Source organism: Bergeyella anatis (genome assembly GCF_036016955.1).
GTDB lineage: Bacteria > Bacteroidota > Bacteroidia > Flavobacteriales > Weeksellaceae > JAYWXI01.
Genome location: NZ_JAYWXI010000007.1, coordinates 105064 through 129528, shown reverse-complemented (window position 1 = coordinate 129528; position 24465 = coordinate 105064). Strand labels below are relative to the sequence as shown.

Sequence of the window (24465 nt, the reverse complement as noted above, 5' to 3'; positions counted from 1 at the left end):
AGTCTCTTTTGGGTTTTTGATTCCTGAAAATTCAAAGTATTGTTTTTTCAGGTTGTTTTGTGGAGCTGGAGAGATTCGAACTCTCGTCCAAACAAGCAATACGCAAGCTTTCTACATGCTTATTCTGCTTTTGGTTTTCGACCGCAGACAGAGAGCAGACGCCCAATCTACGGCTTATCTTCTTTGGTTTTCGTCCCTGAACCGAAGTTTTTCGGGGCTTATTTCTGCATTTCCTATGCCTCAGACTCCAGCGTCGCAGAACCGAACTCTGGTGAGACATCTTGTTTCCTTACTATACTTCGGGAAAAACGCTAATCTTACTATACTTCGGATTAAGCAGCAAGAGCATACTCTTCGTTGCCAGTTATAATTTGCAGCAAGGGATTATAGAGATCGCGCTGCGGTTCTCTGCATGCTTACTTACCCATTGGTCTTGCTGTCGAAACCGGTCAGCCCCAATGTTGGATAAGGATGCAAAGATAATTGTTTTTTTTTATTTTGATGAAGGGTTTGCTGAGGTTTGTGAAAAAAAGATTAGTTGGAAGGGGGTGAATTTTGGCATTTAATCCGTTTTGCTTTTCGGTAATTGTTAATTTTGCATGGAAAATTTTAATGTTATGACGAGTTTTGGAATTGAAGCGGCAGGGTATTACGTCCCTTCTTTGTACTTGGAAATAGGGGCGTTGGCAGAAGCACGCTATATTGATCCCGTTAAATTGGAAAAAGGTTTGGGGCTTCGTCGGATGGCGGTGGCGGATGTGCATGAGGATGCGGCGACTTTTGCGGCGGAGGCTTTGTTGAGGCTTATGGAAGATTATGCGGTTGATCCTTCGGATATTGGACGGGTTTATTTGGGTACGGAGAGCGCTTTGGATGCGGCTAAACCTACGGCAACCTATGCGGTTCAGATGGTGGAGGCTGTTTTGGCTGAGAAATACGGTGAGCGCTGTTTTAAGTATTGTGATGCGCTTGACATGACGTTTGCTTGCATTGGGGCGGTGGATGCATTGCAAAATAGTTTGGATTATTGCAGGGCGAATCCGGGGCGGAAAGCGGTGGTTATTGCTTCGGATTATGCCAAGTATGAATTGGGGAGCTCGGGGGAATATACCCAAGGGGGCGGAGCGGTGGCTTTGTTGATTTCGGATACGCCTAAACTGATGGCTGTCGATTCTGTTTTTGGGGTTTCGATGGAGAGTGTGTTTGATTTTTTTAAACCGAGACGCCTGACGGCTAAATCGGATTGGGCGAAGGCTTCTCCGGAAATGCCGGATCGGATCGAGGTGTTTTCGGACGAACCTGTTTTTGACGGGCAGTATTCCAATCAATGTTATCAGGATCGTATTCGTGAGGCTTACGGGCAGTATAAACAGTTGAGTGGGCAGGATTGTCCGTTTGAATCTTGGCGTTATCTTATTTTTCATTTGCCGTATGCCTTTCATGGGAAGCGTGTGTTTACGGAAATTTATGCGATGGAGAAAGGTTGGCCCTGCGCTACGCCGGAAGAGTTGAAAGAAGTGGCTAAAAGTGAATCGTACCGTGCATTGGTTGATTCGAAAATAGAGCCTTCGCAAAGAGCTTCGTCGCTTATCGGGAATATGTATACGGCGTCTATTTTTATGGCGTTGTTATCTGCTTTACAGGTGGCTTTGGATAGCGGGGAGGCTTTGGAAGGTCAAAAAATTGGTTTTTTGGCTTACGGTAGTGGTTCGAAGTCCAAAGTGTTTTCGGGAAGGGTGGGTTCATCCTGGAGGGAAGTGGTTTCCAAGTGGAATCTTTTTGAAACTTTGGATAAAAGGACTCCCATTGATTTTGTTACGTACGAAAGGCTCCATCGTAAACAGATGGAAACATCGGTAAATCCTAATTATAAAGGGTTTGGGCTTGATTTTATCGAGGCTGAAAATCCCGTTTTGAAAGGAGCGCGGTATTATGTCCGGAAATGAGATGTTTTTTGAAGGTTTTTTAGTGACGGGAGAATTCTCCCGTTTTTTTATTTTCGAGTTTCCGAAAGTATGAATGTCGTAAAGAAGTTTTTGAATCCTGTAATTTTATTGGATAGGTAGTTTTATAAATTTACGTTTCTATTTTTCTTTGATTGAGATGAAAAATTATTTAGCCGATTATGGTGTAAGTCAGGAAGATGTTCTTGCTCTGTTTGAGCAGATTCCTTCAGGAATGGCGATGCTTCGTGGAGAGGCGATGCATTTGGAGGTGGCCAATGGGATTTTTATTAAGGATTTGGGGATAGGCTCGCAATGGAAAGGACGTTCGTTATGGGAAATTCAGGCGGCTTTTGCGGGAACGGAGGTTCCTGAAATTTTACAGAAGGTTTATACTACGGGGGAGGTTTACCGCTGCTCTAATCAGAAGGTTGCTTTGGATTGCTTTGGGAAGGATTGTTATTTCGATTACACTTTTGCTCCTATGAGGAATGCTTTTGGGGCGGTGGTCGGGGTTAGTATGATGACCAATAATGTGACGGACCGCGTGGAAGCTCAGAGCGATTTGAAGGAAATGGAGTTTCTTTGTCGCAATATCATTATGGAATCGGAGGTTCCTGCGGTGTTTTTCAGGGGCGAAGATTTGGTGGTGGACATCATTAATAAGAAGGCGAGAGAGGCCTGGGGGAAGCCTTACGAAGTGGTTGGGATGAAGTTGGAGGAGGCGCTTCCTGAGTTGGAGGGTCAGCCTTTTTTGGCTATTATAAAGGAGGTTTACCGTACGGGGAAGGTGTGCAAGATGCCGGAATCGAAGGTGGATTTTGATTACGACGGTAGGCTTCATACGTTTTATTACGATTTGTTTTACAAGCCGATACGGGATACGTTTGGTCGGATTTATGGAGTGCTTAACATGGGGGTTGATGTGACGGATCGGGTGAAGGAGCGTCGTTGGGTGGAAGCTCAGGAAAGGCATTTGCGTGAAGTGCTTCATGGGCTGCCCATGGCGGTTAGTGTGCTTCGGGGGGAGGATTTAGTGATTAAGATTTCCAATGAAGTAACGTCTCGTTTGTGGAAGCGAAAGGACGACGATTGGCGGCTTGAAAAACCGGTTTTGGCGGTTTATCCCGAATTGGAGGATCACTTGCTGTACGAGACGATGAAACGTTGTTACGAAACGGGGGAGCGGGCAACTTTGAAGGAAGTCGAGATTGATATTCCTTCTACGGGCGAGACGAAGTATCTTAATTATAGTTTTAATACTATTGATTTGCACGATGGGGAGAGGGAGGTTATCATGGCGGGGTATGACGTAACGAAGGAGGTTAAACTCAGGGAGGAGTTGATGCACAGTCGGAATACTTTTGTGAATTTGGCGGATCATGTGCCTTTGGTGGTTTGGACGACTGACGGTAGAGGGGTGGTGGATTATGTTAATAATAGAGGGAAAAAGCGGTTAGGGTTGGTTCCGTCGGAAATCGACGAGGTGTTGTTGTGGGATAAGGTTCATCCTGACGATTTGGAAGTGTTTAAAGAAAAATGGGAGGAAAGTGCTTTTAACGGATTGGAGTTTGAGGTTCAGTGCCGTATGCGAGTGGTGGATGAGGGGGAGAACTATCGGTGGTTTCTTATTCGGGGGCTTCCGGTGAAGAAGAAGCGCGGGCGTATTGTTTCTTGGATGGGGATTTGTTCTGACATTCACGACATGAAAATGGAACAGAAAATGAAGGACGATTTTTTGGGGATTGCCAGCCATGAACTTAAAACGCCTCTTACCAGCATTAAGCTTTATGCACAAGTTTTGGAGCGAGGTTTTGAGAAGCAGGGGGACGAAAAGGGAGCAGAATACACTCGGAAAATGCAGGGGCAGGTGGACCGTTTGACGGGCTTGGTTCAGGATTTGTTGGATGTGACCCGAATTCAAAACGGGCAGCTTGTATTCAAGGAGGAAGCGTTTGATTTTGATGCTTTGGTGGAAGAGGTTTGCCAGCAGTTTCAGTGGGGGACGCATCGGATTTTGTTTGATAAAGGAGCTGTTGGGGAAGTGGTGGCCGATAGGGATCGTTTGGCGCAGGTGATGATTAACTTTATTTCCAATGCGGTGAAGTATTCTCCTGAGGCGGATGAGGTGGTGGTTTCCACGGCTTTGTTGGAGGACGGTCAGGTTGTTTTTAATGTGAAGGACTTCGGAATCGGGATTTCGCCTGAGCGTTTGGCGCGGGTTTTCGATCAGTTTTATCGGGCGGATCAGGAGCACGAGCGGTCTTTCGAAGGTTTGGGTTTGGGGCTTTATATTTCTTCGGAAATAGTGAAGGGAAGTGGTGGCGAACTCAAGGTGTCCAGCGAGTTGGGCAAAGGGTCTGATTTTTGTTTTATTATACCTGGAAATCGAAATAATACAGATGAAACATACTAAGAAAATATTGGTGGTCGACGATAACGAAACGGTTTTGGAGAGCCTTAGGATTCTTTTGGATGACGAAGGTTTTGAGGTGAATGTTCAGGATCGCATTCGTGGTTTGGAACAAAAAGAAGGGTTTATTTCTTCGCATGATTTAATTCTTCTTGATGTGTCTTTTCCTGATGGCGATGGGCGTAATTTTTGCAGAAAAATTAAGTCGAACGACTTGTTGAAGGATCTTCCGGTGGTGATGATGTCGGCTAATCGGGAGTTGAAAAACAGTGCGTTGGATTCGGGTGCGGTTCGTTTTATTCCTAAACCTTTTGATTTTGACCAAGTCGTGGGCGAAATCCGTCGTTTGATTTGTTGTGCATAAGGGAGGGAGAGCGAAAGGTATTTTTCTTTTTTTTGATGGTTGTTGGGGGATAGCGTCGAAATATTTGGTAAATTTGAGCGCTTTATCCATTTACGAGATTAAAAAATGCAGAATTACCATGATCTTTTACGCCATATTTTGAACCACGGGAGTGATAAGACCGATCGTACGGGGACGGGGACACGTAGTGTTTTCGGTTACCAGCTTCGTTACGATTTGTCCGAGGGTTTTCCTTTGGTTACTACGAAGAAGGTTCATCTCAAATCGATTATTTATGAACTTTTGTGGTTTTTGAAGGGGGATACCAATATCCGTTACCTTAACGATCATGGGGTGAGCATTTGGGACGAATGGGCGGATGAAAATGGCGATTTGGGTCCGGTTTATGGGGCACAGTGGCGCAGTTGGCGCGGTGCGGACGGTAAGGTGGTGGATCAGATGGCTGAAGTGGTGGATCAAATTAAGCGTAATCCGGACTCTCGACGTTTGCTTGTTTCGGCTTGGAATGCTTCGGAAATTCCGTCGATGGCTTTGGCGCCTTGCCATGCGATGTTTCAGTTTTATGTTTCGCAGGGGCGGCTTTCCCTTCAGTTGTATCAGCGAAGTGCCGATGTATTTTTGGGGGTTCCTTTCAATATTGCGAGTTATGCCTTGCTGACGATGATGGTGGCGCAGGTTTGCGGGCTTGAGGTGGGAGACTATGTTCATACCTTTGGCGATGTTCATATTTACAATAATCATTTTGAACAGGTGGAGCGGCAGTTGTCTCGGGTGCCTAGGGCGTTGCCTAAAATGCATTTGAATCCGGAAGTGAAGGATTTGTTTTCGTTTGAATACGAAGACTTTACTTTGGAAGGGTACGAACCTTATCCGGGCATTAAAGCTCCGGTGGCGGTTTAAGGAGGGGCGTAGTTTAAGGAGTGACGTAGCAGGGGACAGGTTCTTTCTGTTCAGATTTTAGATAATACCAAAACAATAAAGAGAATGAAAAAGATTTTGATTTCTGTTTCGCTTATGGGGCTTTTCTTTACGGGGAATGCTTGGGCGCAGACGGAAACTTCGGGTCGGGAGACGGTTTATCGAGCTACTCCCGCCAAATGGACGGAACTGAAACATACCAAACTAAAAGTTCAGTTCGATTATGACAAAGAGCAGATGGGCGGAGAGGCTTGGATTACGGCGGCTCCGTATTTTTATCCTTCCGATTCTTTGGTGTTGGATGCCAAGGGGATGCTGATTCATGAGGTGGCTTTGGATCGGAAAGGGGGACGCTCTCCTTTGAAGTACGATTATTCGGACGACCAGTTGAAGATTACTTTGGATAAAGTGTACCAAAGGAATCAGGATTATACGGTTTATGTAAAGTATACGGCGCGTCCCAATGAGGTGAAGCAAAAAGGAAGTGCTGCTATTTCGGATGCCAAGGGGCTTTATTTCATCAATGCTAAAGGGACGGATCCCGACAAACCTCGTCAAATTTGGACGCAGGGGGAGACCGAGGCTTCTTCGGCTTGGTTTCCTACCATTGACAAACCCAACCAGAAAACCACTCAGGAGATTTACATGACGGTTCCGGAGCAGTATGTGACGCTTTCCAATGGGGAACTGAAATCTTCCAAAAAAGAAGCGGGAGGGCTTAGGACGGATTATTGGGTGATGGATCAAAAGCATGCGCCTTACCTTTTCTTCATGGGGGTTGGGGACTATGCTGTCGTGAAAGACCGTTGGCGTAATATTGCTTTGGATTATTATGTGGAGAAGGAGTATGAACCGTATGCGAAGCAGATTTTTGGGGATACGCCGGCGATGATGGAATTTTTTTCGAAGTTGCTGAATTACGATTACCCGTGGAATAAGTACGCTCAAATGACGGCGAGGGATTATGTGAGTGGAGCGATGGAAAATACCACGGCGGTGCTTCATGCCGAGCAGGCACAGCAAAAACCTGGGGATTTGATTGACCGTAACGGTTGGGAAGACGTGGTGGCTCACGAGCTTTTTCATCATTGGTTTGGGGATTTGGTGACGACGGAGAGCTGGAGTAACCTTACCGTTAACGAATCGTTTGCGAATTATTCGGAGTATTTGTGGAACGAGCATAAATACGGCAAGGATGAAGCTGGCTATACGCTAAAGAAAGCGAGGGACGGCTATTTTATGGATCCGGCTAATATTTCTAAAGATTTGGTTCGTTTCAACTATCACTCTCGCGAGGATATGTTTGATGCGGTTTCTTACAATAAGGGAGGATCTATTCTTCATATGTTGCGTCATTATCTTGGGGACGAAGCCTTTTTTGCGGGGCTTAGCCATTATTTGAAAACGCACGCGTATGGAACAGCGGAAGCGCACGATTTGCGTTTGGCTTTGGAGAAAGTAAGCGGTAAGGATCTTAATTGGTTCTTCAACCAGTGGTTTTTTGGGGCGGGGCACCCGAAACTCAGCTATACTTATACGTACGAACCGGTGAAGAAGGAAGTGATTTTGTCTGTGACGCAGAGTCAGTTGGGTGGTTATTTTCAGTTTCCGTTGACGGTGGATGTTTACGATAACGGTAAGCCTCAGCGTCGTTCGGTTTGGGTTGATGCGAAATCTCAGAATGAATTTAGATTGCCTTCTGGGAAATCTCCCGATTTGGTTCACCTTAATGCGGACGGGGTTTTGTTGGCGGAAATTGTTGAGGACAAAGTGTCGAACCAGTATCTTATGCAGTATCAAAACAGTAAGGACTTTCAGGGGCGATGGGAGGCGGTAACGGGAGTTGCTGAAGTGGCTTCTTTGGATGAATCGGCTTTAAGGTTATTGGTTTTGGCGTTGAAGGATTCTAATCATTACATCCGTATGGAGGCTTTGAAAATATTGGATTTATCCAAGCCTAATACGGCTAAATTGGCTTTGGCTGAGGTAGAAAAATTGGCGTCCAATGATCCTAAAACACTGGTTCAGGCGGCGGCGATTATGGCGCTGGCTAAGACGAAAAACGCCAAATACCTTCCATTATACGAAAAAGGCATTGGTTCGGTTTCTAATTCGGTTAAAAGTTCGGCCATAGCGGCTATGGCGGAGATTAATCCGGCGAGGGTGGTTCAGTTGGCGGAGTCTATGGATTTGAGCGGAGCCAGTGAAGAGGCGATATCGGCGTTATTACCTATTATTGTGGATAATAAGATTGAAAAACATATGCCGGCTATTGCGGAAACGGTGGCTTTTTATCCTTTCATGAAGTTTTTAGATCCCAAGATGGGAGACGTGGGGGAGAAAGGGTTCCGTTGGATTATGGGAACGGATAGCCCGAAAGCGACGCAAAAAGTAGCGAAGGTTCTCACCATGGTGAAAAGTCAGTTGGCGGAAAATCCTCAGGCGAAGATGATTTTGCTTCAGGTTTTGAAGGATGGATTGGCGCAGAAGATGCAGGTGCTGAGAGAAAATCCTAAAAGCCCTACCATAAACCAGCAAATTGAAGCACTTAACAAAGCCATTGAAGCTTACGGAAAGTAAAATAGGGCAGACTGCAAAGTAATAAAAGGCTGATTCGTTACGAATCAGCCTTTTTGTTTTCATACTTTTTTAATGGAATCAGCGAGCGGATTTTTACAAAATGTACTTTTTGTGATAATCCACCAGGCTGTCGATGGGTTTTTTTACGATGCGTCCCACCCGAAGATTAAGGTCGGCAGCGGCGGCTCTCAGTACGTCTTCATACAGGTAGGCCACGAAGCCGATGAAATTAATTTCGGCCGTATGGGCTTCGGGGTAGGGCAGTACCTGAAAGTTGAAAAAGTTTTTCATTTCCTCGAAAACCATGTGTTGAAAATAAGGATGCGATTTGTGTTCGGCGACAAATTTGTTGAATTCTCCCAAATAAGCGTTAGCGCGAGGGTTGTGGTACATGTTTTTCAGGGCTTCGTCAATGGTAAGGGCGTAGGCTTCCTGAAATGCAAGCTCCAAATCGCTGGGAAGTTTTTTCATGAAAAAACGTTTTAATAACGCTTTGCCCAAAGCATTGCCACTTCCTTCGTCTCCGATTAAGAAGCCGAGCGAGGGCAGATCCCGTCTTACGGTTTTGCCGTCGAAAAAACACGCATTCGATCCCGTTCCCAAGATGCATACGATAGCCGGCTGCCCGTTATAGGCGGCGTACGCTGCTGCCGTTAAGTCTTCCTTTACGAGGATTTCCGCATGGGGGAAGATTTTTCGGAATAATTCTTCAACTTTTTGTACGTTTGCGAGGGTTCCGCATCCCGTTCCGTAATAGAACAAGCGGGTGATATGGTTTTTCAAAGGTTCCAGTGCCGCGTTTTTTTCTATTTCGTCATGAACGAGGTTTAGGTCGGCTGTATTGGGATTGAAACCCAAGGTGGAAATCTGGCATTTTGCCGTTCCGTCGGATTCTAAAATGACCCAATCGCACTTGGTCGAACCGCCATCGATAATCGCTATCATATTCTAAAAATTTGGAAGGGCTAAAATAGGAAAATAATGGCAAAAAAGATTTATTGTTCTTGCTCCTTGTCCTGCATTAGCCAGTCTTCTATTTCGTCTTCAAGGTAGCCGGTCTGTTGTTTGATGGAAAGAATGAAATCGTCGGGAACCGAAATGCCTTCGCTGGTTTCCAGGTTCCATAATTCGTTGGTCATGGTTTGGTATTCGGAAAAAACCCTTTTGAACCGAGGGCTCTTTTTTTTCAAGGCTTCAATGCGCGATTCGTCAGATTGAAATTTTCTGTACTTGGGTTTAGTGGTTTTCATGGCTTGTCGTTTTGTTTCATTTAGTAATACGATGCTCGATCCAGCGGGTGCCTCAAGATAAATGAACGGGTGTCGACGGTGCCAACGTAGATTTATCAGGAATCTTACTCTCTGTTTTTCAGAAGAATAAAGTTAGGCTTTTTTTTGATATACCAAATTGTTTCATTAAAAATTAGTATTATTTAACATTTCCATTAATTTTGCAGGCGTTAGTCATGAAGCAGTTATTACTTTCCCAAAAACAACTTTTTCTCTTTGTCTTAGCCGGAGCAATGAGCGCGGTCTTGGAGATTGGCTCTTTTAAATGGTTAAGCATCACCCTTCCTGAAATCACGGATTGGGAATACGACTGGTACGGCATCCATTATCCATTGAGTAATGTTTTGTCGACCGGTATGGGGATTTTATCCAATTATTTTTTCAGCATTTGGTTTGTTTTTTCCAGAGGGAAGCATTCCAAGCGAAAAGAATTTGTCTATTTTATGGCTATTTCGGTTATTTCTACGCTTCTCAGCTTGGTGTTTTTCCAGTTTTTTTACGGTACGGTATTTCGCGATGAGTATTTTGATTTGGGCTTTTTTGTGTTCAGCTCGGAGATGTTGAGTAAAATTTCCGCCATCGTATTGGTGGCCGCTTTAAACTATACGGTAAAGAAAAAACTTATTTTTAACGGCTAAACTGGGGCTAAAATTCCTATTTTTGGCGTCGAAAACTCCATCAATGAGCAAATTTTTGAATTACCTTTGGCGGGGATGGTTTATTTTATTGGCCGTTCCTTCGACTATTATCTTCGGGATACCTGTGGTTTTGTTATCCTTTAAGGGCTCTCATTTTAAATACGCTTATTTTTTCATTAGAGCTTGGTGTTTGGTTTTGTTTTATGGCATGGGCTTTCGTTATGAGCTCGTTAAAAAAACTTCCGAGACCATCCGCTCCGGTGGTCATTATATATTCATTGCCAATCATACGTCTATTATTGATGTTATGCTCATGTGCGTATTGCATCCCGAGCATCCCATTTGTTTTATTGGGAAAGCCGAATTGGCGAAAATCCCTATTTTTAATATTATTTACAAAAGGATTTGCATTTTAGTGGATCGCAAGGATCCCAAAAGCCGGGCGGAAGTTTACAGTAAAGCGGCAAAAAAAATGAATCAGGGGCAAAATATCGTCATTTTTCCCGAGGGCGGTGTTCCCGATGATACTTCCATTATGCTGGATCGGTTCAAGGACGGGGCGTTTATTCTTTCCGAAACTCACGGTTTTCCCATTGCGGTTTATACTTTTGTGGGATTGAAGGAGATGTTTCCTTTTGATCATGGTAAGGGATTTCCGGGTAAGGTTAAGGTTTATTTTAACGCTGTTTTATCTCCGAATTTGCCCTCTGAGACATTGAAATCCGAGGCTTACCGTTTGATTGCCGCTACGCTTCGTAAGGCGTGAGGCTTGTGGTTTTTCCCCGAAATCCTGGAATCTTTTTTTGATTTGAAATAAGAAAATAAATTTATATTTGTTGAGCAAAAAATAGAACTATGACAGCTTTACAGAAAAATTATACCTTGCCTATTGCAATGATGTTTGCTTTGTTCTTTATGATTGCATTCGTAACCGGTTTGCAAAATCCGATGGGTGTGATTGTGAAGAGCCAGTTTCAGGCGAGTAATTTTCTTTCCCAGTTGGGAAACTTGGCCAATTTTATCGCTTATGCTTTTATGGGGATTCCGGCGGGTTTGATGCTTCAGAAAATCGGCTACAAAAAAACGGCACTGGTGGCTATTGCCGTCGGATTTGCAGGAGTAGGCATTACGTTGCTTTCGGGGCGGGTTGGTAGTTTTCCGGTATACCTTACGGGGGCTTTTGTTTCCGGCTTTTCGATGTGTATGTTGAATACGGTGGTTAATCCCATGCTGAATACTTTGGGAGGCGAAGGCAAGCGTGGGAATCAGCTTTTGCAGTTTGGAGGCGCGCTTAATTCCATGGGAGCTACCATTGTTCCCGTATTGGTTGGGTATTTGATGGGGGATGTGGCTCGTGCGGCTATTTCGGATGCCAATCCGGCTTTGTTTTTGGCTATGGGGATTTTTGCTTTGGCTTTCGTGGTGCTTTTGAGCATGCCCATTCCTGAGCCGCATATCGTTAAGGATAAAGTAACCGAAAAATCGGCGCAAGGGCCTTTGTCTTTCCGTCATTTTATTCTTGGGGCAGTGGCTATATTCGTTTATGTAGGTACAGAAGTCGGTATTCCCAATATTGCCAATTTATACATGACTGGCGATTTGCAAATCAGTCCGACCACGGCAGGGACTGTGGTGGGGACTTATTGGTTTCTTATGCTTATCGGGCGCTTGGTAGGCGGAATGCTGGGAGCTAAATTTTCAAGTAAAAGCATGTTGGCTTTTGTTTCGGTTTTAGGTTTGGTTTTGGTGGTTTTGGCGATAGTTCTGCCTAAGGATCAGTTGGTGAGTATGCCTGTTTTTCAGTCGGATATTTCATTTGGTTTGGCAAAGGTGCCGCTTAGTATTATGCTGTTGGTGCTTTGCGGGCTTTGCACTTCGGTAATGTGGGGTGGGATTTTCAATTTGGCAACCGAAGGTTTGGGTAAATATACGGCGGCGGCTTCCGGGATTTTTATGGTTATGGTTTGCGGTGGGGGGATTATTCCTGCGATTCAGGCTTGGTCTGCGGATTTATTCGGCTACGTCGAAAGTTACTGGCTTATTGTGGGCTGTCTTGCCTATATGCTTTTTTATGCGCTTGTCGGAAGTAAAAATATAAATAAAGATTTAAAAGTAGATTAAGTTTATGGAAAAGAAATACGCCATTGGGATTGATGTGGGAGGAACCAATACCAAATTCGGGGTGGTTAACCGCGAGGGGGAGATTTTGGTTCAGGATCGCATTAAAACCAACGATAAAGAGAGCGTTCACGATTTCATCGAAAGCCTCAGTGTCAAGTTGAAACCAATGATTGAAGCGTATGGAGGGACGCAGGCATTCCAAGGTATTGGGATGGGGGCTCCGAATGCCAATTATTATAAAGGCACGATAGAATATGCGGCTAATCTTAAATGGAAAGGAATTATCCCCATGGCGGAACTTTTGGAGAAGGAATTCGGGCTGCCGGTAAAGATGACCAATGATGCCAATGCAGCCGCTGTGGGCGAGCAGCAATACGGTGCGGCAAAAAACATGAACGATTTTATTACGATTACCTTGGGTACGGGTGTGGGAAGTGGAGTGGTCATCAATGGAAAAATTGTAATTGGTCATAACGGTTTTGCGGGCGAATTGGGGCATGTGGTGGTTCGTCATAACGGTCGGCTTCATAAGGGGACGGGACTTCGTGGTTCGTTGGAGTCGTACGCTTCGGCTACGGGGCTACGGGACACGGCAATCGAACTGCTTCAAAGTAACCCTGATGTGAGCAGCCTTTTGAGGAGTTATACGATTGACGAACTGACCAGCGAAACGGTTTTTCATTGTGCTAAACAAGGGGACGCTTTGGCAAATGAGGTTTTTGAGTTTACGGGGCGGATTTTGGGAGAAGCTTTAGCGACGTTTGTGCTGTTTTCGGCTCCTGAGGCGATTGTTCTTTTCGGAGGGTTGACCAAAGCGGGAGATCTCATCATGAAACCGACACGACAGGCCATGGAGGATAATCTGCTTCAAGTGTTTAAAAATCAGGTTAAAATTATTTTCAGTGAGCTGAAAGAAGCGGATGCGGCCATTTTGGGCGCCAGTGCGTTGGTATGGTAAAAACGAGAACATTTACTAAAAAAAGAAGGTTTTGGGCAGGCTTACTACTTGCCCAATTTGTTTTCTTTTGGGGGCTTTCCAAAAGCGAGGGGGCGGTAAGGCTTTTCGGAAAATGGTTCGAATGGCAGAGAAGTGTGCATCAACCGCTGTTTGCTTCGGTCGATTTATCGGTAGGCGACGGGCTTTATATTGGGGCGGTTTTGTTTTTCGTTTATCATTTTTGGGGGCTGTTTCGTTCTTGTAGGCGGCAGCGTTCCGGGGTGAGGTTATTGCAGGGAGCGGTTATTTTTTATTTTTTTTACCAATTGTTTTGGGGACTGCTTTATTTCCAAAGACCGATTTCTTCTGTTCTTTCGGATGAGAAAGTTTCTTTGGAGCAGACGAAACGTTTGGCTTTGATTTATCTGGAAAAATGCCAACGCTCCCGAATGCAGGTGCAGGAAGACGGGGCAGGGGTTTTTGTTGTGAGGGATATTTCTGCCTTGAAGCATCATCTTTTTTCAGATCAAAGGTTATTGCCGGTGCCTTTTCGCTGCGAGAGGCTTGCTTCGTCAATCAAACCGAGTATGTTCGGCTCTTTGATGAGTTATACGGGAATTTTGGGGTATTATAATCCTTTTACGGCGGAAGCCCAATATAATGCTTCTCTTCCTTCTTCTTTTATTCCCATGACGATGGCGCATGAAACGGCTCATCAGATGGGGTATGCAAGAGAGCAAGAGGCTAATTTTATCGGTTTTTTGATAGGGCGAAATTCGCGGAATCCGGAATTAAGGTATAGTGCGGAATTTTTTGCTCTTAAAAGTTTACTTCGGACGATTCAGGCGGAGGATGCTTTTTTTGTCGAACAATGCCTGAAGGCTTTTTCCGAAGGCATGCAGAGGGATAGACTAAACGAAAAAGAGTTTATGGTTAGGCATTCGGGGCCGGCTGATGCTTTTTTTTCATTTGCTAATCATTGGTTTTTAAAATCCAACCGTCAGGAGGGTTTGGTTACTTATGATTATTTTACGGATTTGCTTCTTCGTTACGAGATTTATGGATTTGCTGCCGCCGATAACCCCTGAATTGTTAATAAAAAAGAATCGCATCTTGTCGATACGATTCTAAAAACACAAATGATGAAAAAAAATTTACTGCCTTTAATCCGCTTATGCGTCTCAAAAACGATGTAAAAATAAAATTAAATTATTAAAGATGCAACTTTTTCGCTAAAAAAGATTAGAAAGACTAAATAAAAATAACGTCCATAATTGGGTGGCATTGCTTTTTTTGGTAATTGTTTTGGCGTGGTTTTTCAGATGCGTTGCGGATAGTTTATTGTTTTTCTTTATTTGGTTTGAAAACCATAATTTTTCTTTTTTTTTTGCATTTTGGTTTTTTTTGCGGAGAATTTTCTTATTTTGACTGTTTTGGTATTATTATTGAAAGGTCAGGAAGCAAACGGATTTATGACTATGAAAATAACTTTACGGAATTATTTGAAATGGGGAGCGATGGTTTTGGGGGCTGGTTTTTGGGTTGGTTGTCAGAAAGAGGCTTTCGTGGAAGGGGCTGCCGGTAAACCTTCGGTGGCGGATTCTTCTTTGGTAAAAAAGGAAGTTCAGCCGGAGAAGGTTTTGGTTCATTATGATTATTTCATTTTTCCTTCCGGGAAAAAAGGGAAGGATTCTGCGATGGCTTTGTTTAACGAAAAGTACGACGAGGCGCAGCAGCATGTTATTTTGGCGCTTAATCGTTTGGATAAGAAGAATAAATGGCGGGCGGATACGCTGGTGGTTCCTAAAGAATTTCGGACAGCTTTTTTGGATTACTCGCCGTTTCCGTCTTCGGTGGAGGCCTTGAAGCCGGTGAAAAAGATTGCTTTGTTTTCTTATCCTAAACATGCCTACGCGCTTTATGAAGAGGGAAAACTTATCAAGTGGGGGCCTTCGAGCTTTGGTAAAAAAGCCACGCCGACCAAGGTGGGATTGATGTTTGCTAACTGGAAAAAAGAATTGGCTATTAGCACTTCCAATTCCAATTGGAAGTTGCCTTGGAATGTCAATTTGCATAATACCCGTGGGATTGCTTGGCATCAATACGATCTTCCGGGATTTCATGCGTCGCATTCTTGTTTGCGTCTTTTGGAAGAGGATGCGAAATGGATGTATTCTTGGGCGGATACTTGGGTGTTGACCGAGGGCGGGGCTTCGGTTAAGGCGAAAGGGACGCCTGTGATTGTTTACGGTGATTTGGTTTTCAAAAACAGACCTTGGCTTAAATTGGCAGGCGATCCCAAGGCAAACAATACGTCCGAAGAAGATTTAACGGCTGTGGTTACTCCTTACTTGGAAGAAATTCTTAAAGAACAGAGCAATGCTGAAACGGTACGCGGGCCTATTGTTCTGAGTACGATGAAGCCGACCGAATAGAATTTATCTTTTCTCGAATTTTAAAGAGGAATCAATGGCAAACTTGCGGAGTTTTGCCATTTCTTTTTTGGCTTTTTGTTGGCCTATTTTGGAGGCGATGTAGGTTAGAAGCAATAAAGTTGCGGTTAGGAAGGAGGCGGGCAGAGCCCAATGATAGTCTTCGCTTTTGATTTGGCGGCCAACGAACCATAGGGTGATTAAAACCATCCAAAGAACCAATAACGCAAAATAAAGGAACATGAAGAAAGTCCAAACCGAAGGACTGGGCCCGAAGACTCCCCGGATGACGGTTGTATGGTTTTCGCTGCTGCTGCGCAGGGAGAGATAGGGCTTCCAGAATGGGGTTTGCTCGGTTTTGACGGCGATGGTGGCAAGCTCCGAGTGGGCGGTGGCAGAAAATTCGTCGCTTTTTTCGTCGATGAATTTTTTAAGTGCGGCCGTGTAGGCTTCGGGGGAAAGGTCGGTTTGTATTTTGAACCTTGGGCGGCTTCTTATTTTATCCAAAGTGCTTTGTTCGGCTTTCATGGCGCATTGATTTTTGGCAAATTTAATGAAATCTTTGAGATGGAGATTTTTGGGATTCTGTTGTAATTTCGGCGATGGTAAGGGCGGGCGGATGAAAAAAAATTATTACTTTTGAAGTCATGATCAGAGCAAAAAATATTTATAAGCGTTACGGAGATTTGGAGGTTTTGAAGGGGGTGGATATCCATATCAAGGAAGGCGAGGTGGTTTCGATTGTCGGTGAATCCGGAGCGGGCAAATCCACTTTGCTTCAGATTTTGGGGACGTTGGATACGCCTTCGGTTCCCAAAGAACATCAGACGAGCATTGCGATCGACGGGCAATCGTTCATTGAGATGAACGATCGTGAACTTTCGGCGTTTCGCAACAACAATATTGGTTTTGTTTTTCAGTTTCACCAGCTTTTGCCGGAGTTTACGGCGTTGGAAAACGTGTTGCTCCCGACTCGGATTTCGGGGAAAAACGAGAGGGAAAGTACCGAAAAAGCCTATCGTTTGTTCGAGGATCTTAATATTGCCGAACGTTTGCACCATAAACCCCGAGAAATGTCGGGCGGAGAGGCTCAGCGTGTGGCGGTGGCTCGGGCTTTGATTAATTCTCCGAAAATTATTTTTGCGGACGAACCTACGGGGAATTTGGATTCTAAAAATGCGGACGATTTGCACCGTTTGTTTTTTGATTTAAGGGACAAATACAATCAAACGTTTGTGATTATTACCCATAATCCTTCTTTGGCGGAAATTACCGATCGGAAGTTGGTGATGAAGGACGGGATGCTGCTTTAGTCTTTTTTAATCGGGGGAGTTTTGGAGGTATTGCTGACATACCGAAAGGAATTGGATGTTTTGGCTTACGAGGAGTGCGTTGGGGCTTGCGGGGAAGTGGCGCAATATGCTCGGGCGTCTTTTTTGGACGGATTAATAGGGGAAGGCTGGGCGGTGCTTCATACTTCGGATTATGGGGTGGTTATGCCGTTGCCGTTGAAGCGATTTTGGGGTTTGGAAATCGTGTACATGCCAGTATTTTGTCAGCAACTCGGGATTTTTTCGTTTGAGCCTTTGGCGGAAACGGTGGCCCAGCGTTTTTTTTTGGTTTTGATGAAGCGTTTTTTTGTGCGTCATTATCATTTTAATTCTCGCAATAATTTCGGACAGGCGACCAAACTTAACCTGATTCTTGGCCCATCGGATTATGCTTTGCTTTTTAAGGGGTATAAAGCTCAGCGCCGCAACAAAATAAGAAAAAATGTTTCTCGGGTTTTGGTGGCGCTTATTGACTATCGGCAAGCTTCTGATTTTTTAAGGCAACACCTTGGGACGGTTGGCGGTGGCGATTGGCTTTTTGAAGAACAGATGAAAGGTTTGGAAAGGCTTGAACGAGGGTATAAAGGACTTTCTTATTTTGGTGGTTTTGTGGATGGGGCATTGGTTAATGTTGTGGTGTTGGCCGAACTCGGAAACCGTAAGGTTATGTTGATTAATTGCACGGATAAAAAATATAGCGGTTATCAACCTGCAAGTGTGGTGATTGATGGGGTGCTTCAACGGTATTCTTCCCGGTATGTGTTTGATTTTGAGGGGAGTGTTTTGCCGGGAGTTAAAGCGTTTTTTATGGGGTTTTCTCCGGTGGAAGAACACTATCCGGTTTTGGTTCAGGGGCGGTTGGAAATGCTGATTTCACGTTTTTTGAGTTGGCTGAATTGGAGGCGTAAGTCGAAGGGGGTAAAGGAATTTTGGGGTAAGTTTTTTCCAAGAAATTAATTTTGAGTATTTTTGCGGACTTAGTTTAAAACGGACGAAAAAAATGGCGTTTTCGGATTTTCTTCCTTACATATTCGCTTTGGCGATTGCGGTTCCTTTCCTGTTGTTGTGGCGGCAGTTCGTCCACACTTATATAAGGATGAAGGAAAAGGAATTGAAGATGCTTTCGTTGAAGTCGGGGGGCGAAAATACCTTGCAGGCTTACGAGCGGATGACGCTTTTTTTGGAGCGGTTAAAGCCTTCGCATTTGGTAAAGAATTTTGATGAAAACCTGGAACCTCACGAATTTGTTTTTCTTATCGAAAAAAATATTTCCGAGGAGTTTGCCTATAATGCGGCACAGCAGATTTATCTTTCTAAGTCGTCTTGGCAGTCGGTTTTTCAGGCTAAGGAAGAGGTGTTGAAGTTGCTTCATGGTACCTATGAGGGGCTTAGCGAAAAAGCCGAATTGTCCGATTTTAAGACGGTTTTTCTTATGGCGTATTTGGAGGGGGAAGATTATATTTCCCAAACCATCGAAATGCTGCGTAGAGAAGCCTTGTTGTTGAGTAATTAATTAACCAAAAAAAATAAAATGATTCCAAATTTTAAAGCTCATCCATGGCATGGTATTCCTGCCGGAGAAAAATCGCCCAATGTGGTGAATGTGTTTGTGGAAATAGTTCCTTCCGATACCATTAAGTATGAAGTGGACAAGAAGAGCGGCTACTTGAAGGTGGATCGTCCTCAGCAGTTTTCCAATATCATTCCTGCGCTTTATGGTTTTATTCCCAGGACGTATTGCCATAATGAGGTGATGAAGCTGGCGATTGAGCACGGTTCGGCGGATGTGGAAATGGGGGACCATGACCCTTTGGACATCTGCGTGTTGAGTTCGCACAATATCCACTCCGGTGGTCTTTTGATGGAGGCTATTCCTATCGGAGGGTTTAAAATGATTGACAAAGGAGAGGCGGACGATAAAATTGTGGCCGTGATGGTGGGAGATCATGCTTTTGGTCACGTTAGAGATATTTCGGAACTTCCGGAGGCGGAGGTTAAGCGTCTGAAGCATTACTTTTTGACGTATAAAAACCTTCCCGATGAGCCTGCAAAATGCCGAATAGATTCTGTCTATGGTGCAGAACATGCCAAGCAGGTCATTAAGGCGTCTGAGCGGGATTATGCGGACAAATTCGGAGGCTAACGAGAAGTAATAAACGCTTATGGAAAAAGCAGGTTCTGATGTAAGAGCCTGCTTTTTAGGTTTTATGAGTGTTTTTTCGAGAGGGCTGAGATTCGTCATTCTTGGAGTGGGAGCTGTTTTTTTTAGTAAATTTAACAGGTAATTAATAAAAGTTTTAATCTATGGACTTATTTATTTTGGTGCCTATTTTCGGGGGCATAGCTTTGGCTTATACTTTCATGCAGAGTCGTTGGATCAGCCGTCAGGATGCGGGAAGCGACAAGATGAAAACCATTAGCGGTCATATTGCCGACGGGGCGATGGCTTTTTTGCATGCGGAGTATAAGATTCTTGCTTATTTTGTGGTAGTGGTGGCTCTTTTGTTGGGGCTTATGGGGCTTACCAACGAGAAATCCCACTGGTCAATCGGAATTGCGTTTGTGGTGGGGGCTGTTTTTAGTGCGGTGGCCGGCTATATCGGTATGAAGATTGCTACCAAAGCCAATGTCCGAACGGCTCAAGCGGCGAAAACGTCTTTATCGAGGGCGTTGAAAGTTTCGTTCACGGGCGGATCGGTTATGGGGATGGGTGTCGCAGGACTTGCCGTGTTGGGATTAGGGTCGTTGTACCTTATTATTAAGCAGATTTTTGCTCCGGGGTCGCCGGCGGGGTCGCATGAAATGGAACGGGCGATTGAAATCTTGACGGGGTTTTCTTTGGGGGCAGAATCCATTGCTTTGTTTGCCAGAGTAGGAGGGGGAATTTACACCAAAGCTGCGGACGTGGGTGCGGATTTGGTTGGTAAAGTGGAAGCAGGCATCCCTGAGGATGATCCTCGTAATCCGGCAACCATTGCCGATAATGTAGGGGATAATGTGGGGGATGTGGCAGGAATGGGAGCGGATTTATTCGGTTCTTATGTTGCGACGGTATTGGCAACGATGGTTTTGGGGCGGGAGACGGTGTCTCATGATGCGTTTGGAGGTTTTGCTCCAATTCTTCTTCCGATGCTTATTGCGGGCTTGGGGATTGTTTTTTCCATTGTGGGCACTTTTTTTGTCCGCATCGGGGAATCTTCGGGTAACGATACGGTTAAGGTTCAGAATGCTTTGAATTACGGTAACTGGGGCAGTATTGTCCTTACGGCTGTAACGACTTATTTCCTTACGATGTTCTTGCTTCCTGAAACGATGGAGCTTCGTGGTGTATTGTTCACTCGTGGCGGTGTTTTCGGAGCGGTTGTGGTTGGGCTTGTAGTGGGGACGCTTATGAGTCTTATTACCGAATATTATACGGCAATGGGCAAACGTCCTGTTAAGAGTATTGTGAAGCAGTCCAGTACGGGGCATGCCACCAATATTATTGGGGGGCTTTCCGTGGGGATGGAGTCTACGATGCTTCCGATATTGGTTTTGGCGGCAGGTATTTGGGGATCTTATCTTTGTGCGGGATTGTACGGCGTGGCGATTGCGGCGGCGGGTATGATGGCGACTACGGCCATGCAGTTGGCTATTGATGCTTTTGGTCCTATTGCGGACAATGCGGGTGGTATTGCGGAGATGAGTGAGCTTCCCAAAGAGGTGCGCGAAAGAACCGATATTTTGGATGCGGTGGGCAATACGACGGCGGCTACTGGGAAGGGGTTTGCTATTGCTTCGGCGGCGTTGACGGCTTTGGCTCTTTTTGCGGCATTTGTGGGTATTGCGGGAATTGACGGGATTGATATTTATAAGGCGGATGTGCTGGCTGGTTTGTTTATCGGGGCGATGATTCCTTTTATTTTTTCGTCATTGGCGATTACGGCAGTGGGTAAGGCGGCTATGGCTATGGTGGAAGAGGTGAGACGTCAGTTTCGGGAAATTCCGGGAATATTGGAAGGGAAGGCGCAACCCGAATACGAGAAATGTGTGGCGATTTCCACGGATGCTTCTATTAAGAAAATGATGCTTCCGGGAGCATTGGCGATTGTTACACCGTTGGTGATTGGTTTTATTTGGGGGCCGGAAGTTTTGGGTGGATTTTTAGCTGGAGCTACGGTAAGCGGCGTGTTGATGGGTATTTTTCAGAACAATGCCGGAGGGGCCTGGGATAACGCGAAAAAGTCTTTTGAAAAAGGCGTTGAGGTGAATGGTGAGATTTACTATAAAGGTTCGGATTTGCATAAAGCTTCCGTAACGGGGGATACGGTAGGGGATCCGTTCAAGGATACTTCGGGGCCTTCGATGAATATTCTTATTAAGTTGATGAGTATTGTTTCGTTGGTGATTGCGCCTAGTTTGGCGGTTTTGCACAAAACTAAAATCGAGGACAGCCGAATGGAGAAGCTTCAAAGACTTGAGCAGATTCAGGCTAATCCCGTTTCTCAGGACGGTGTTTATATTGGCGAATAAATTTCTTTTTGAGAATATTTGCGTTAAAAAAAGTCCGCTAATGGCGGACTTTTTTAATGCTTTTAGTGGGCTTCCAGCCAATTGGCTCCTACGCCCAGTTCCACCAAGAGAGGTACTTTGGTTTCCACGGCGTTTTGCATATTGGTGGAAATGAGTGCCGAAACTTGCTCAACCTCGGCTTCGGGGACTTCAAAGACCAGTTCGTCGTGGACTTGGAGCAGCATCTTGGCTTTTAGTTTTTCGTTTTGTAGGGCTTTGTCGATTTTAATCATGGCGATTTTGATAATATCGGCGGCGCTTCCTTGTATGGGGGCGTTTACGGCATTTCTTTCGGCGTGGCTTCTTACGACGAAGTTGTTGGAGTTAATGTCTTTCAGGTGGCGCTTTCGTCCTAAAAGGGTTTCGACGTAGCCTTGTTCTCTGGCTTTTTTTATTTGTTCGGCCATCCATTCTTTCAGTTTGGGATAGGTCTCGAAATAGGCGTCAATCATTTGTTTGGCTTCGGCTCTGGAAAGTCCGGTTTGTTCGGCCAAAGTGAAGGCTCCTTGCCCGTAGATGATCCCGAAATTTACGGTTTTGGCTTGTGAGCGTTGGATTTTTGAGACGTTTTCTAGGGCGACATTAAAGAGTTTTGCGGCCGTGGAGGCGTGGATGTCTTCTCCTTTTTGGAAGGCTTGAATCATGTTGGTTTCCTCGGAAATCTCGGCAATGAGGCGGAGTTCAATTTGGGAATAATCGGCCGAGATGATGCGGTGGCCTTCCGTGGCTTTAAAGGCACCTCGTATTTGCTGTCCGCGGAGGGTGCGGATAGGGATGTTTTGAAGGTTAGGGTTTACGGAGGCCAAACGTCCCGTTGCTGCTGTGGTTTGCGAAAACGTGGTATGCACGCGATTGTCGGTGGCTTCGATTTGGGAGGGAAGCGCATCGACGTAGGTGGATTTTAGTTTTTGATAGGTGCGGTATTCCAAAATCAAAGGGATGATTTCGTGTTTTGGAGCCAATTTTTGCAGGACTTCTTCCGAGGTGGCATACTGTCCTGTTTTGGTTTTTTTGGCTTTGGGATCCAGTTCCATTTTTTCAAATAAAATTTCGCCCAGTTGCTTTGGGGAATTCAGATTAAAAGCCTCTCCCGAAAGAGCGAAAATCTGGTCTTCCAGTTGTTTTAAATCGTTTTCAAGGTCTTTGCTTTCTTGGGCTAGCCAGTCTTTATCCAGAGCAATTCCGCAGAGTTCCATTTTGGCAAGGACTTCCATTAAAGGCATTTCCACACGGTAGAAGAGGTCTTCCAAATTCTCTTTTTTCAGTTGTGGAGCGAACCGTTCGTACAATTGGAAAGTGATATCGGCATCTTCTGCGGCATAGTCGGTTTGTTCGCTTAGGGGAACGTCCCGAAAACTGCCTTGCTTTTTGCCTTTTTTTCCGATAAGGCTTTCGATGGAAACGGGTTTGTAATTGAGGTGGATTTCAGCGAGATAATCCATGCCGTGTTTTCCGTCCGGGTTGAGAAGATAGTGGGCAATCATCGTATCGAATAAAGAGCCTTTTACGGTGATGCCGTATTGTTTAAGCACTTTGTAATCGAACTTTAGGTTGTGGGCAATTTTTAGCAGATTTTCTTTCTCGAAGAAGGGTTTGAATATTTCCAGGGTTTCTAAGGCTTGTTGTCGGTCGGCACTTAGGGGGATGTAGTAGGCCAGTCCTTTTTTGTAGCAAAAGCTTAGGCCTACCAATTCGGCCTCCATTTCGTTGAGGGAAGTGGTTTCGGTGTCGAAGCAGACGGCTTTTTGGGCTAAAAGGTTTTCCACCAGTAACCTTTGCGCTTTGGGTTGGTCGATGCACTGGTAAAGGTGGTCGCTTTCCGCAAGGGTGGCTTTGGTGGACGTGGCTTGATCTAATTCTTCAAAATTGGCAAAAAGATCCAGTTGCATGACGCCTTGTTCACTGCTGTTTTTTTTGCTTGCCGAAACTGCCGAAGGTGTGTTTTCGGTTTTTTCGGCGGAAGTCGGGGCAAAAGCTCGGTAGAGGTTTTCGTAAAGCCTCCGGAATTCGATTTCGTCAAAAATACTTCTCACTTTGTCGAAGTCGGGGGGGAGTAGGTCGTATTGTTCTTGTTCGAAGGCAATGGGAGCATCGCAAATGATGGTGGCGAGTTTTTTGGAGAGGCGTCCTCTTTCTGCGGAGGCTTCCACTTTTTCTTTCAGTTTGCCTTTCAGTTGATGGGTGTTGGCTAGGAGATTTTCGAGGCTGCCGAATTCTTTTAGGAATTTCATGGCGGTTTTTTCGCCTACGCCTTCCAGTCCGGGGATATTGTCTACGGCATCTCCCATCATGGCCAAAAAGTCGATGACTTGTTTGGGGTTGTCGATGTCGTATTTAGCTTTGATTTCCTCAACGCCGAGGATTTCCGCATCACCGCCTTTCAGACCGGGCTTGTATATTTTGATGCGGTCGGTGACCAATTGGCCGAAATCTTTATCGGGGGTAACCATAAAGACGTTGTAGCCTTTTTGTTCGGCTTGGCAGGCGATGGTGGCGATGACATCGTCGGCTTCGTAGCCCTCCACGCCCAAGCTGGGGATGCCCATGGCTTCCAAAATGCGGTGGATGTACGGGACGGCTATTTTTATGGCTTCGGGGGTTTCGCTTCGGTTGGCTTTGTAGTCGCTAAAATCGGCGGTGCGCACATTTTCCCTTCCTACGTCGAATACGACGGCCAAATGGGTGGGTTTTTCTTTTCTTATCAGTTCGATAAGGGAGTTGGTAAAGCCGAATACAGCGGAGGTATCCAAACCGCTGCTGGTGATTCTGGGGTTTCGGATTAGAGCATAATACCCACGGAAAATCATCGCATAAGCATCGATGAGGTAGAGTCTTTTATCGTTTTGTGCTGCCATGGGGCAAAGATAGGAAAAACCCGAAAGATGCTTGAAAGAGAAAAAACCGACAACCAATTTGAAAATAAAATAAGGTTTTTTTTAAAAAAAAAC

20 protein-coding genes and 1 other RNA gene are annotated in these 24465 nt (G+C 45.0%); 16 read left to right on the top strand and 5 right to left on the bottom strand.

What is annotated here, in order from left to right; genetic code table 11:
* Positions 1-57: 57 nt before the first annotated feature.
* Positions 58-457: a transfer-messenger RNA gene (gene ssrA, locus VQ048_RS06865) on the bottom strand.
* Between the two features lie 160 nt (positions 458-617).
* Between ssrA and VQ048_RS06860 the strand changes: the two genes are divergently transcribed.
* From VQ048_RS06860 to VQ048_RS06840, 5 genes are all read left to right on the top strand, one after another.
* Positions 618-1946 carry a hydroxymethylglutaryl-CoA synthase family protein gene (locus VQ048_RS06860; RefSeq protein WP_327610949.1) on the top strand — a complete coding sequence of 443 codons (1329 nt, stop codon included), beginning with the start codon at positions 618-620 and terminating at the stop codon, positions 1944-1946.
* 157 nt (positions 1947-2103) lie between these two features.
* The gene (locus VQ048_RS06855) at positions 2104-4359 is read left to right on the top strand and encodes an ATP-binding protein (RefSeq protein ID WP_327610948.1); all 2256 of its coding nucleotides are present in this window, start codon (positions 2104-2106) and stop codon (positions 4357-4359) included.
* Complete coding sequence (locus tag VQ048_RS06850; protein WP_327610947.1) at positions 4346-4720, top strand: response regulator; 375 nt, start codon at positions 4346-4348, stop codon at positions 4718-4720. The genes VQ048_RS06855 and VQ048_RS06850 overlap by 14 nt, the downstream gene beginning before the upstream one ends.
* Positions 4721-4825: 105 nt before the next feature.
* Positions 4826-5620 (top strand): thymidylate synthase, encoded by a 795-nt coding sequence (locus VQ048_RS06845; RefSeq protein WP_327610946.1) that lies wholly within the window; start codon positions 4826-4828, stop codon positions 5618-5620.
* Between the two features lie 84 nt (positions 5621-5704).
* Positions 5705-8218 (top strand): M1 family aminopeptidase, encoded by a 2514-nt coding sequence (locus VQ048_RS06840; RefSeq protein ID WP_327610945.1) that lies wholly within the window; start codon positions 5705-5707, stop codon positions 8216-8218.
* Between the two features lie 93 nt (positions 8219-8311).
* Here VQ048_RS06840 and VQ048_RS06835 read toward each other — a convergent pair whose 3' ends face one another.
* Entirely contained in the window at positions 8312-9163 is an 852-nt protein-coding gene (locus VQ048_RS06835) for a BadF/BadG/BcrA/BcrD ATPase family protein (protein ID WP_327610944.1), read from the bottom strand.
* Positions 9164-9213: 50 nt separating this feature from the next.
* Positions 9214-9468, bottom strand: coding sequence for a hypothetical protein (locus tag VQ048_RS06830; RefSeq protein ID WP_327610943.1), 255 nt, complete (start codon positions 9466-9468; stop codon positions 9214-9216).
* Between the two features lie 215 nt (positions 9469-9683).
* Between VQ048_RS06830 and VQ048_RS06825 the strand changes: the two genes are divergently transcribed.
* The 6 genes from VQ048_RS06825 to VQ048_RS06800 all read left to right on the top strand — a co-directional run bounded on the left by VQ048_RS06825 (position 9684) and on the right by VQ048_RS06800 (position 15638).
* Positions 9684-10145 (top strand): GtrA family protein, encoded by a 462-nt coding sequence (locus VQ048_RS06825; protein WP_327610942.1) that lies wholly within the window; start codon positions 9684-9686, stop codon positions 10143-10145.
* 43 nt (positions 10146-10188) lie between these two features.
* Positions 10189-10911 carry a lysophospholipid acyltransferase family protein gene (locus VQ048_RS06820; protein ID WP_327610941.1) on the top strand — a complete coding sequence of 241 codons (723 nt, stop codon included), beginning with the start codon at positions 10189-10191 and terminating at the stop codon, positions 10909-10911.
* Between the two features lie 89 nt (positions 10912-11000).
* Positions 11001-12266: an MFS transporter gene (locus VQ048_RS06815; RefSeq protein ID WP_327610940.1), complete on the top strand. Its 1266-nt coding sequence runs from the start codon at positions 11001-11003 to the stop codon at positions 12264-12266.
* Positions 12267-12270: 4 nt separating this feature from the next.
* Positions 12271-13224: an ROK family protein gene (locus VQ048_RS06810; RefSeq protein ID WP_327610939.1), complete on the top strand. Its 954-nt coding sequence runs from the start codon at positions 12271-12273 to the stop codon at positions 13222-13224.
* The gene (locus VQ048_RS06805; protein ID WP_327610938.1) at positions 13218-14291 is read left to right on the top strand and encodes a DUF3810 domain-containing protein; all 1074 of its coding nucleotides are present in this window, start codon (positions 13218-13220) and stop codon (positions 14289-14291) included. Before VQ048_RS06810 ends, VQ048_RS06805 begins: the two co-directional genes overlap by 7 nt.
* Before the next feature lie 390 nt (positions 14292-14681).
* Positions 14682-15638: a L,D-transpeptidase gene (locus tag VQ048_RS06800; RefSeq protein ID WP_327610937.1), complete on the top strand. Its 957-nt coding sequence runs from the start codon at positions 14682-14684 to the stop codon at positions 15636-15638.
* 3 nt (positions 15639-15641) lie between these two features.
* Here VQ048_RS06800 and VQ048_RS06795 read toward each other — a convergent pair whose 3' ends face one another.
* Positions 15642-16163, bottom strand: a complete 522-nt coding sequence (locus VQ048_RS06795; protein WP_327610936.1) for a hypothetical protein — start codon at positions 16161-16163, stop codon at positions 15642-15644.
* A 119-nt stretch (positions 16164-16282) separates the two neighbouring features.
* On the opposite strand from VQ048_RS06795, the gene VQ048_RS06790 reads away from it, so the two are divergent.
* The 5 genes from VQ048_RS06790 (at position 16283) to VQ048_RS06770 (ending at position 21478) form a co-directional block, all read left to right on the top strand.
* Positions 16283-16948: an ABC transporter ATP-binding protein gene (locus VQ048_RS06790; protein ID WP_327610935.1), complete on the top strand. Its 666-nt coding sequence runs from the start codon at positions 16283-16285 to the stop codon at positions 16946-16948.
* A 21-nt stretch (positions 16949-16969) separates the two neighbouring features.
* On the top strand, positions 16970-17923 hold the full coding sequence (locus tag VQ048_RS06785) for a hypothetical protein (RefSeq protein WP_327610934.1): 954 nt from the start codon (positions 16970-16972) through the stop codon (positions 17921-17923).
* 43 nt (positions 17924-17966) lie between these two features.
* Positions 17967-18479, top strand: coding sequence for a DUF7935 family protein (locus tag VQ048_RS06780; protein ID WP_327610933.1), 513 nt, complete (start codon positions 17967-17969; stop codon positions 18477-18479).
* 18 nt (positions 18480-18497) lie between these two features.
* Positions 18498-19109, top strand: a complete 612-nt coding sequence (locus VQ048_RS06775; protein ID WP_327610932.1) for an inorganic pyrophosphatase — start codon at positions 18498-18500, stop codon at positions 19107-19109.
* 161 nt (positions 19110-19270) lie between these two features.
* The gene (locus VQ048_RS06770) at positions 19271-21478 is read left to right on the top strand and encodes a sodium-translocating pyrophosphatase (protein WP_327610931.1); all 2208 of its coding nucleotides are present in this window, start codon (positions 19271-19273) and stop codon (positions 21476-21478) included.
* Between the two features lie 62 nt (positions 21479-21540).
* On the opposite strand, the gene polA is transcribed toward VQ048_RS06770, so the two are convergent.
* The gene (gene polA / locus VQ048_RS06765) at positions 21541-24372 is read right to left on the bottom strand and encodes a DNA polymerase I (protein WP_327610930.1); all 2832 of its coding nucleotides are present in this window, start codon (positions 24370-24372) and stop codon (positions 21541-21543) included.
* Positions 24373-24465: the final 93 nt, after the last annotated feature.

Excerpts from the sequence above, each read along its gene's own strand:
- VQ048_RS06850 (WP_327610947.1), top strand. The coding sequence starts at position 4,346 with ATGAAACATACTAAGAAAATATTGGTGGTCGACGATAACGAAACGGTT.
- VQ048_RS06830 (WP_327610943.1), bottom strand. The coding sequence starts at position 9,468 with ATGAAAACCACTAAACCCAAGTACAGAAAATTTCAATCTGACGAATCG.
- VQ048_RS06820 (WP_327610941.1), top strand. The coding sequence starts at position 10,189 with ATGAGCAAATTTTTGAATTACCTTTGGCGGGGATGGTTTATTTTATTG.
- VQ048_RS06770 (WP_327610931.1), top strand. The coding sequence starts at position 19,271 with ATGGACTTATTTATTTTGGTGCCTATTTTCGGGGGCATAGCTTTGGCT.
- VQ048_RS06795 (WP_327610936.1), bottom strand. The coding sequence starts at position 16,163 with ATGAAAGCCGAACAAAGCACTTTGGATAAAATAAGAAGCCGCCCAAGG.
- VQ048_RS06775 (WP_327610932.1), top strand. The coding sequence starts at position 18,498 with ATGATTCCAAATTTTAAAGCTCATCCATGGCATGGTATTCCTGCCGGA.
- VQ048_RS06860 (WP_327610949.1), top strand. The coding sequence starts at position 618 with ATGACGAGTTTTGGAATTGAAGCGGCAGGGTATTACGTCCCTTCTTTG.
- VQ048_RS06790 (WP_327610935.1), top strand. The coding sequence starts at position 16,283 with ATGATCAGAGCAAAAAATATTTATAAGCGTTACGGAGATTTGGAGGTT.
- VQ048_RS06825 (WP_327610942.1), top strand. The coding sequence starts at position 9,684 with ATGAAGCAGTTATTACTTTCCCAAAAACAACTTTTTCTCTTTGTCTTA.
- VQ048_RS06800 (WP_327610937.1), top strand. The coding sequence starts at position 14,682 with ATGAAAATAACTTTACGGAATTATTTGAAATGGGGAGCGATGGTTTTG.
- VQ048_RS06815 (WP_327610940.1), top strand. The coding sequence starts at position 11,001 with ATGACAGCTTTACAGAAAAATTATACCTTGCCTATTGCAATGATGTTT.
- VQ048_RS06845 (WP_327610946.1), top strand. The coding sequence starts at position 4,826 with ATGCAGAATTACCATGATCTTTTACGCCATATTTTGAACCACGGGAGT.
- VQ048_RS06835 (WP_327610944.1), bottom strand. The coding sequence starts at position 9,163 with ATGATAGCGATTATCGATGGCGGTTCGACCAAGTGCGATTGGGTCATT.
- VQ048_RS06810 (WP_327610939.1), top strand. The coding sequence starts at position 12,271 with ATGGAAAAGAAATACGCCATTGGGATTGATGTGGGAGGAACCAATACC.
- polA (WP_327610930.1), bottom strand. The coding sequence starts at position 24,372 with ATGGCAGCACAAAACGATAAAAGACTCTACCTCATCGATGCTTATGCG.
- VQ048_RS06780 (WP_327610933.1), top strand. The coding sequence starts at position 17,967 with ATGGCGTTTTCGGATTTTCTTCCTTACATATTCGCTTTGGCGATTGCG.
- VQ048_RS06805 (WP_327610938.1), top strand. The coding sequence starts at position 13,218 with ATGGTAAAAACGAGAACATTTACTAAAAAAAGAAGGTTTTGGGCAGGC.
- VQ048_RS06855 (WP_327610948.1), top strand. The coding sequence starts at position 2,104 with ATGAAAAATTATTTAGCCGATTATGGTGTAAGTCAGGAAGATGTTCTT.
- VQ048_RS06840 (WP_327610945.1), top strand. The coding sequence starts at position 5,705 with ATGAAAAAGATTTTGATTTCTGTTTCGCTTATGGGGCTTTTCTTTACG.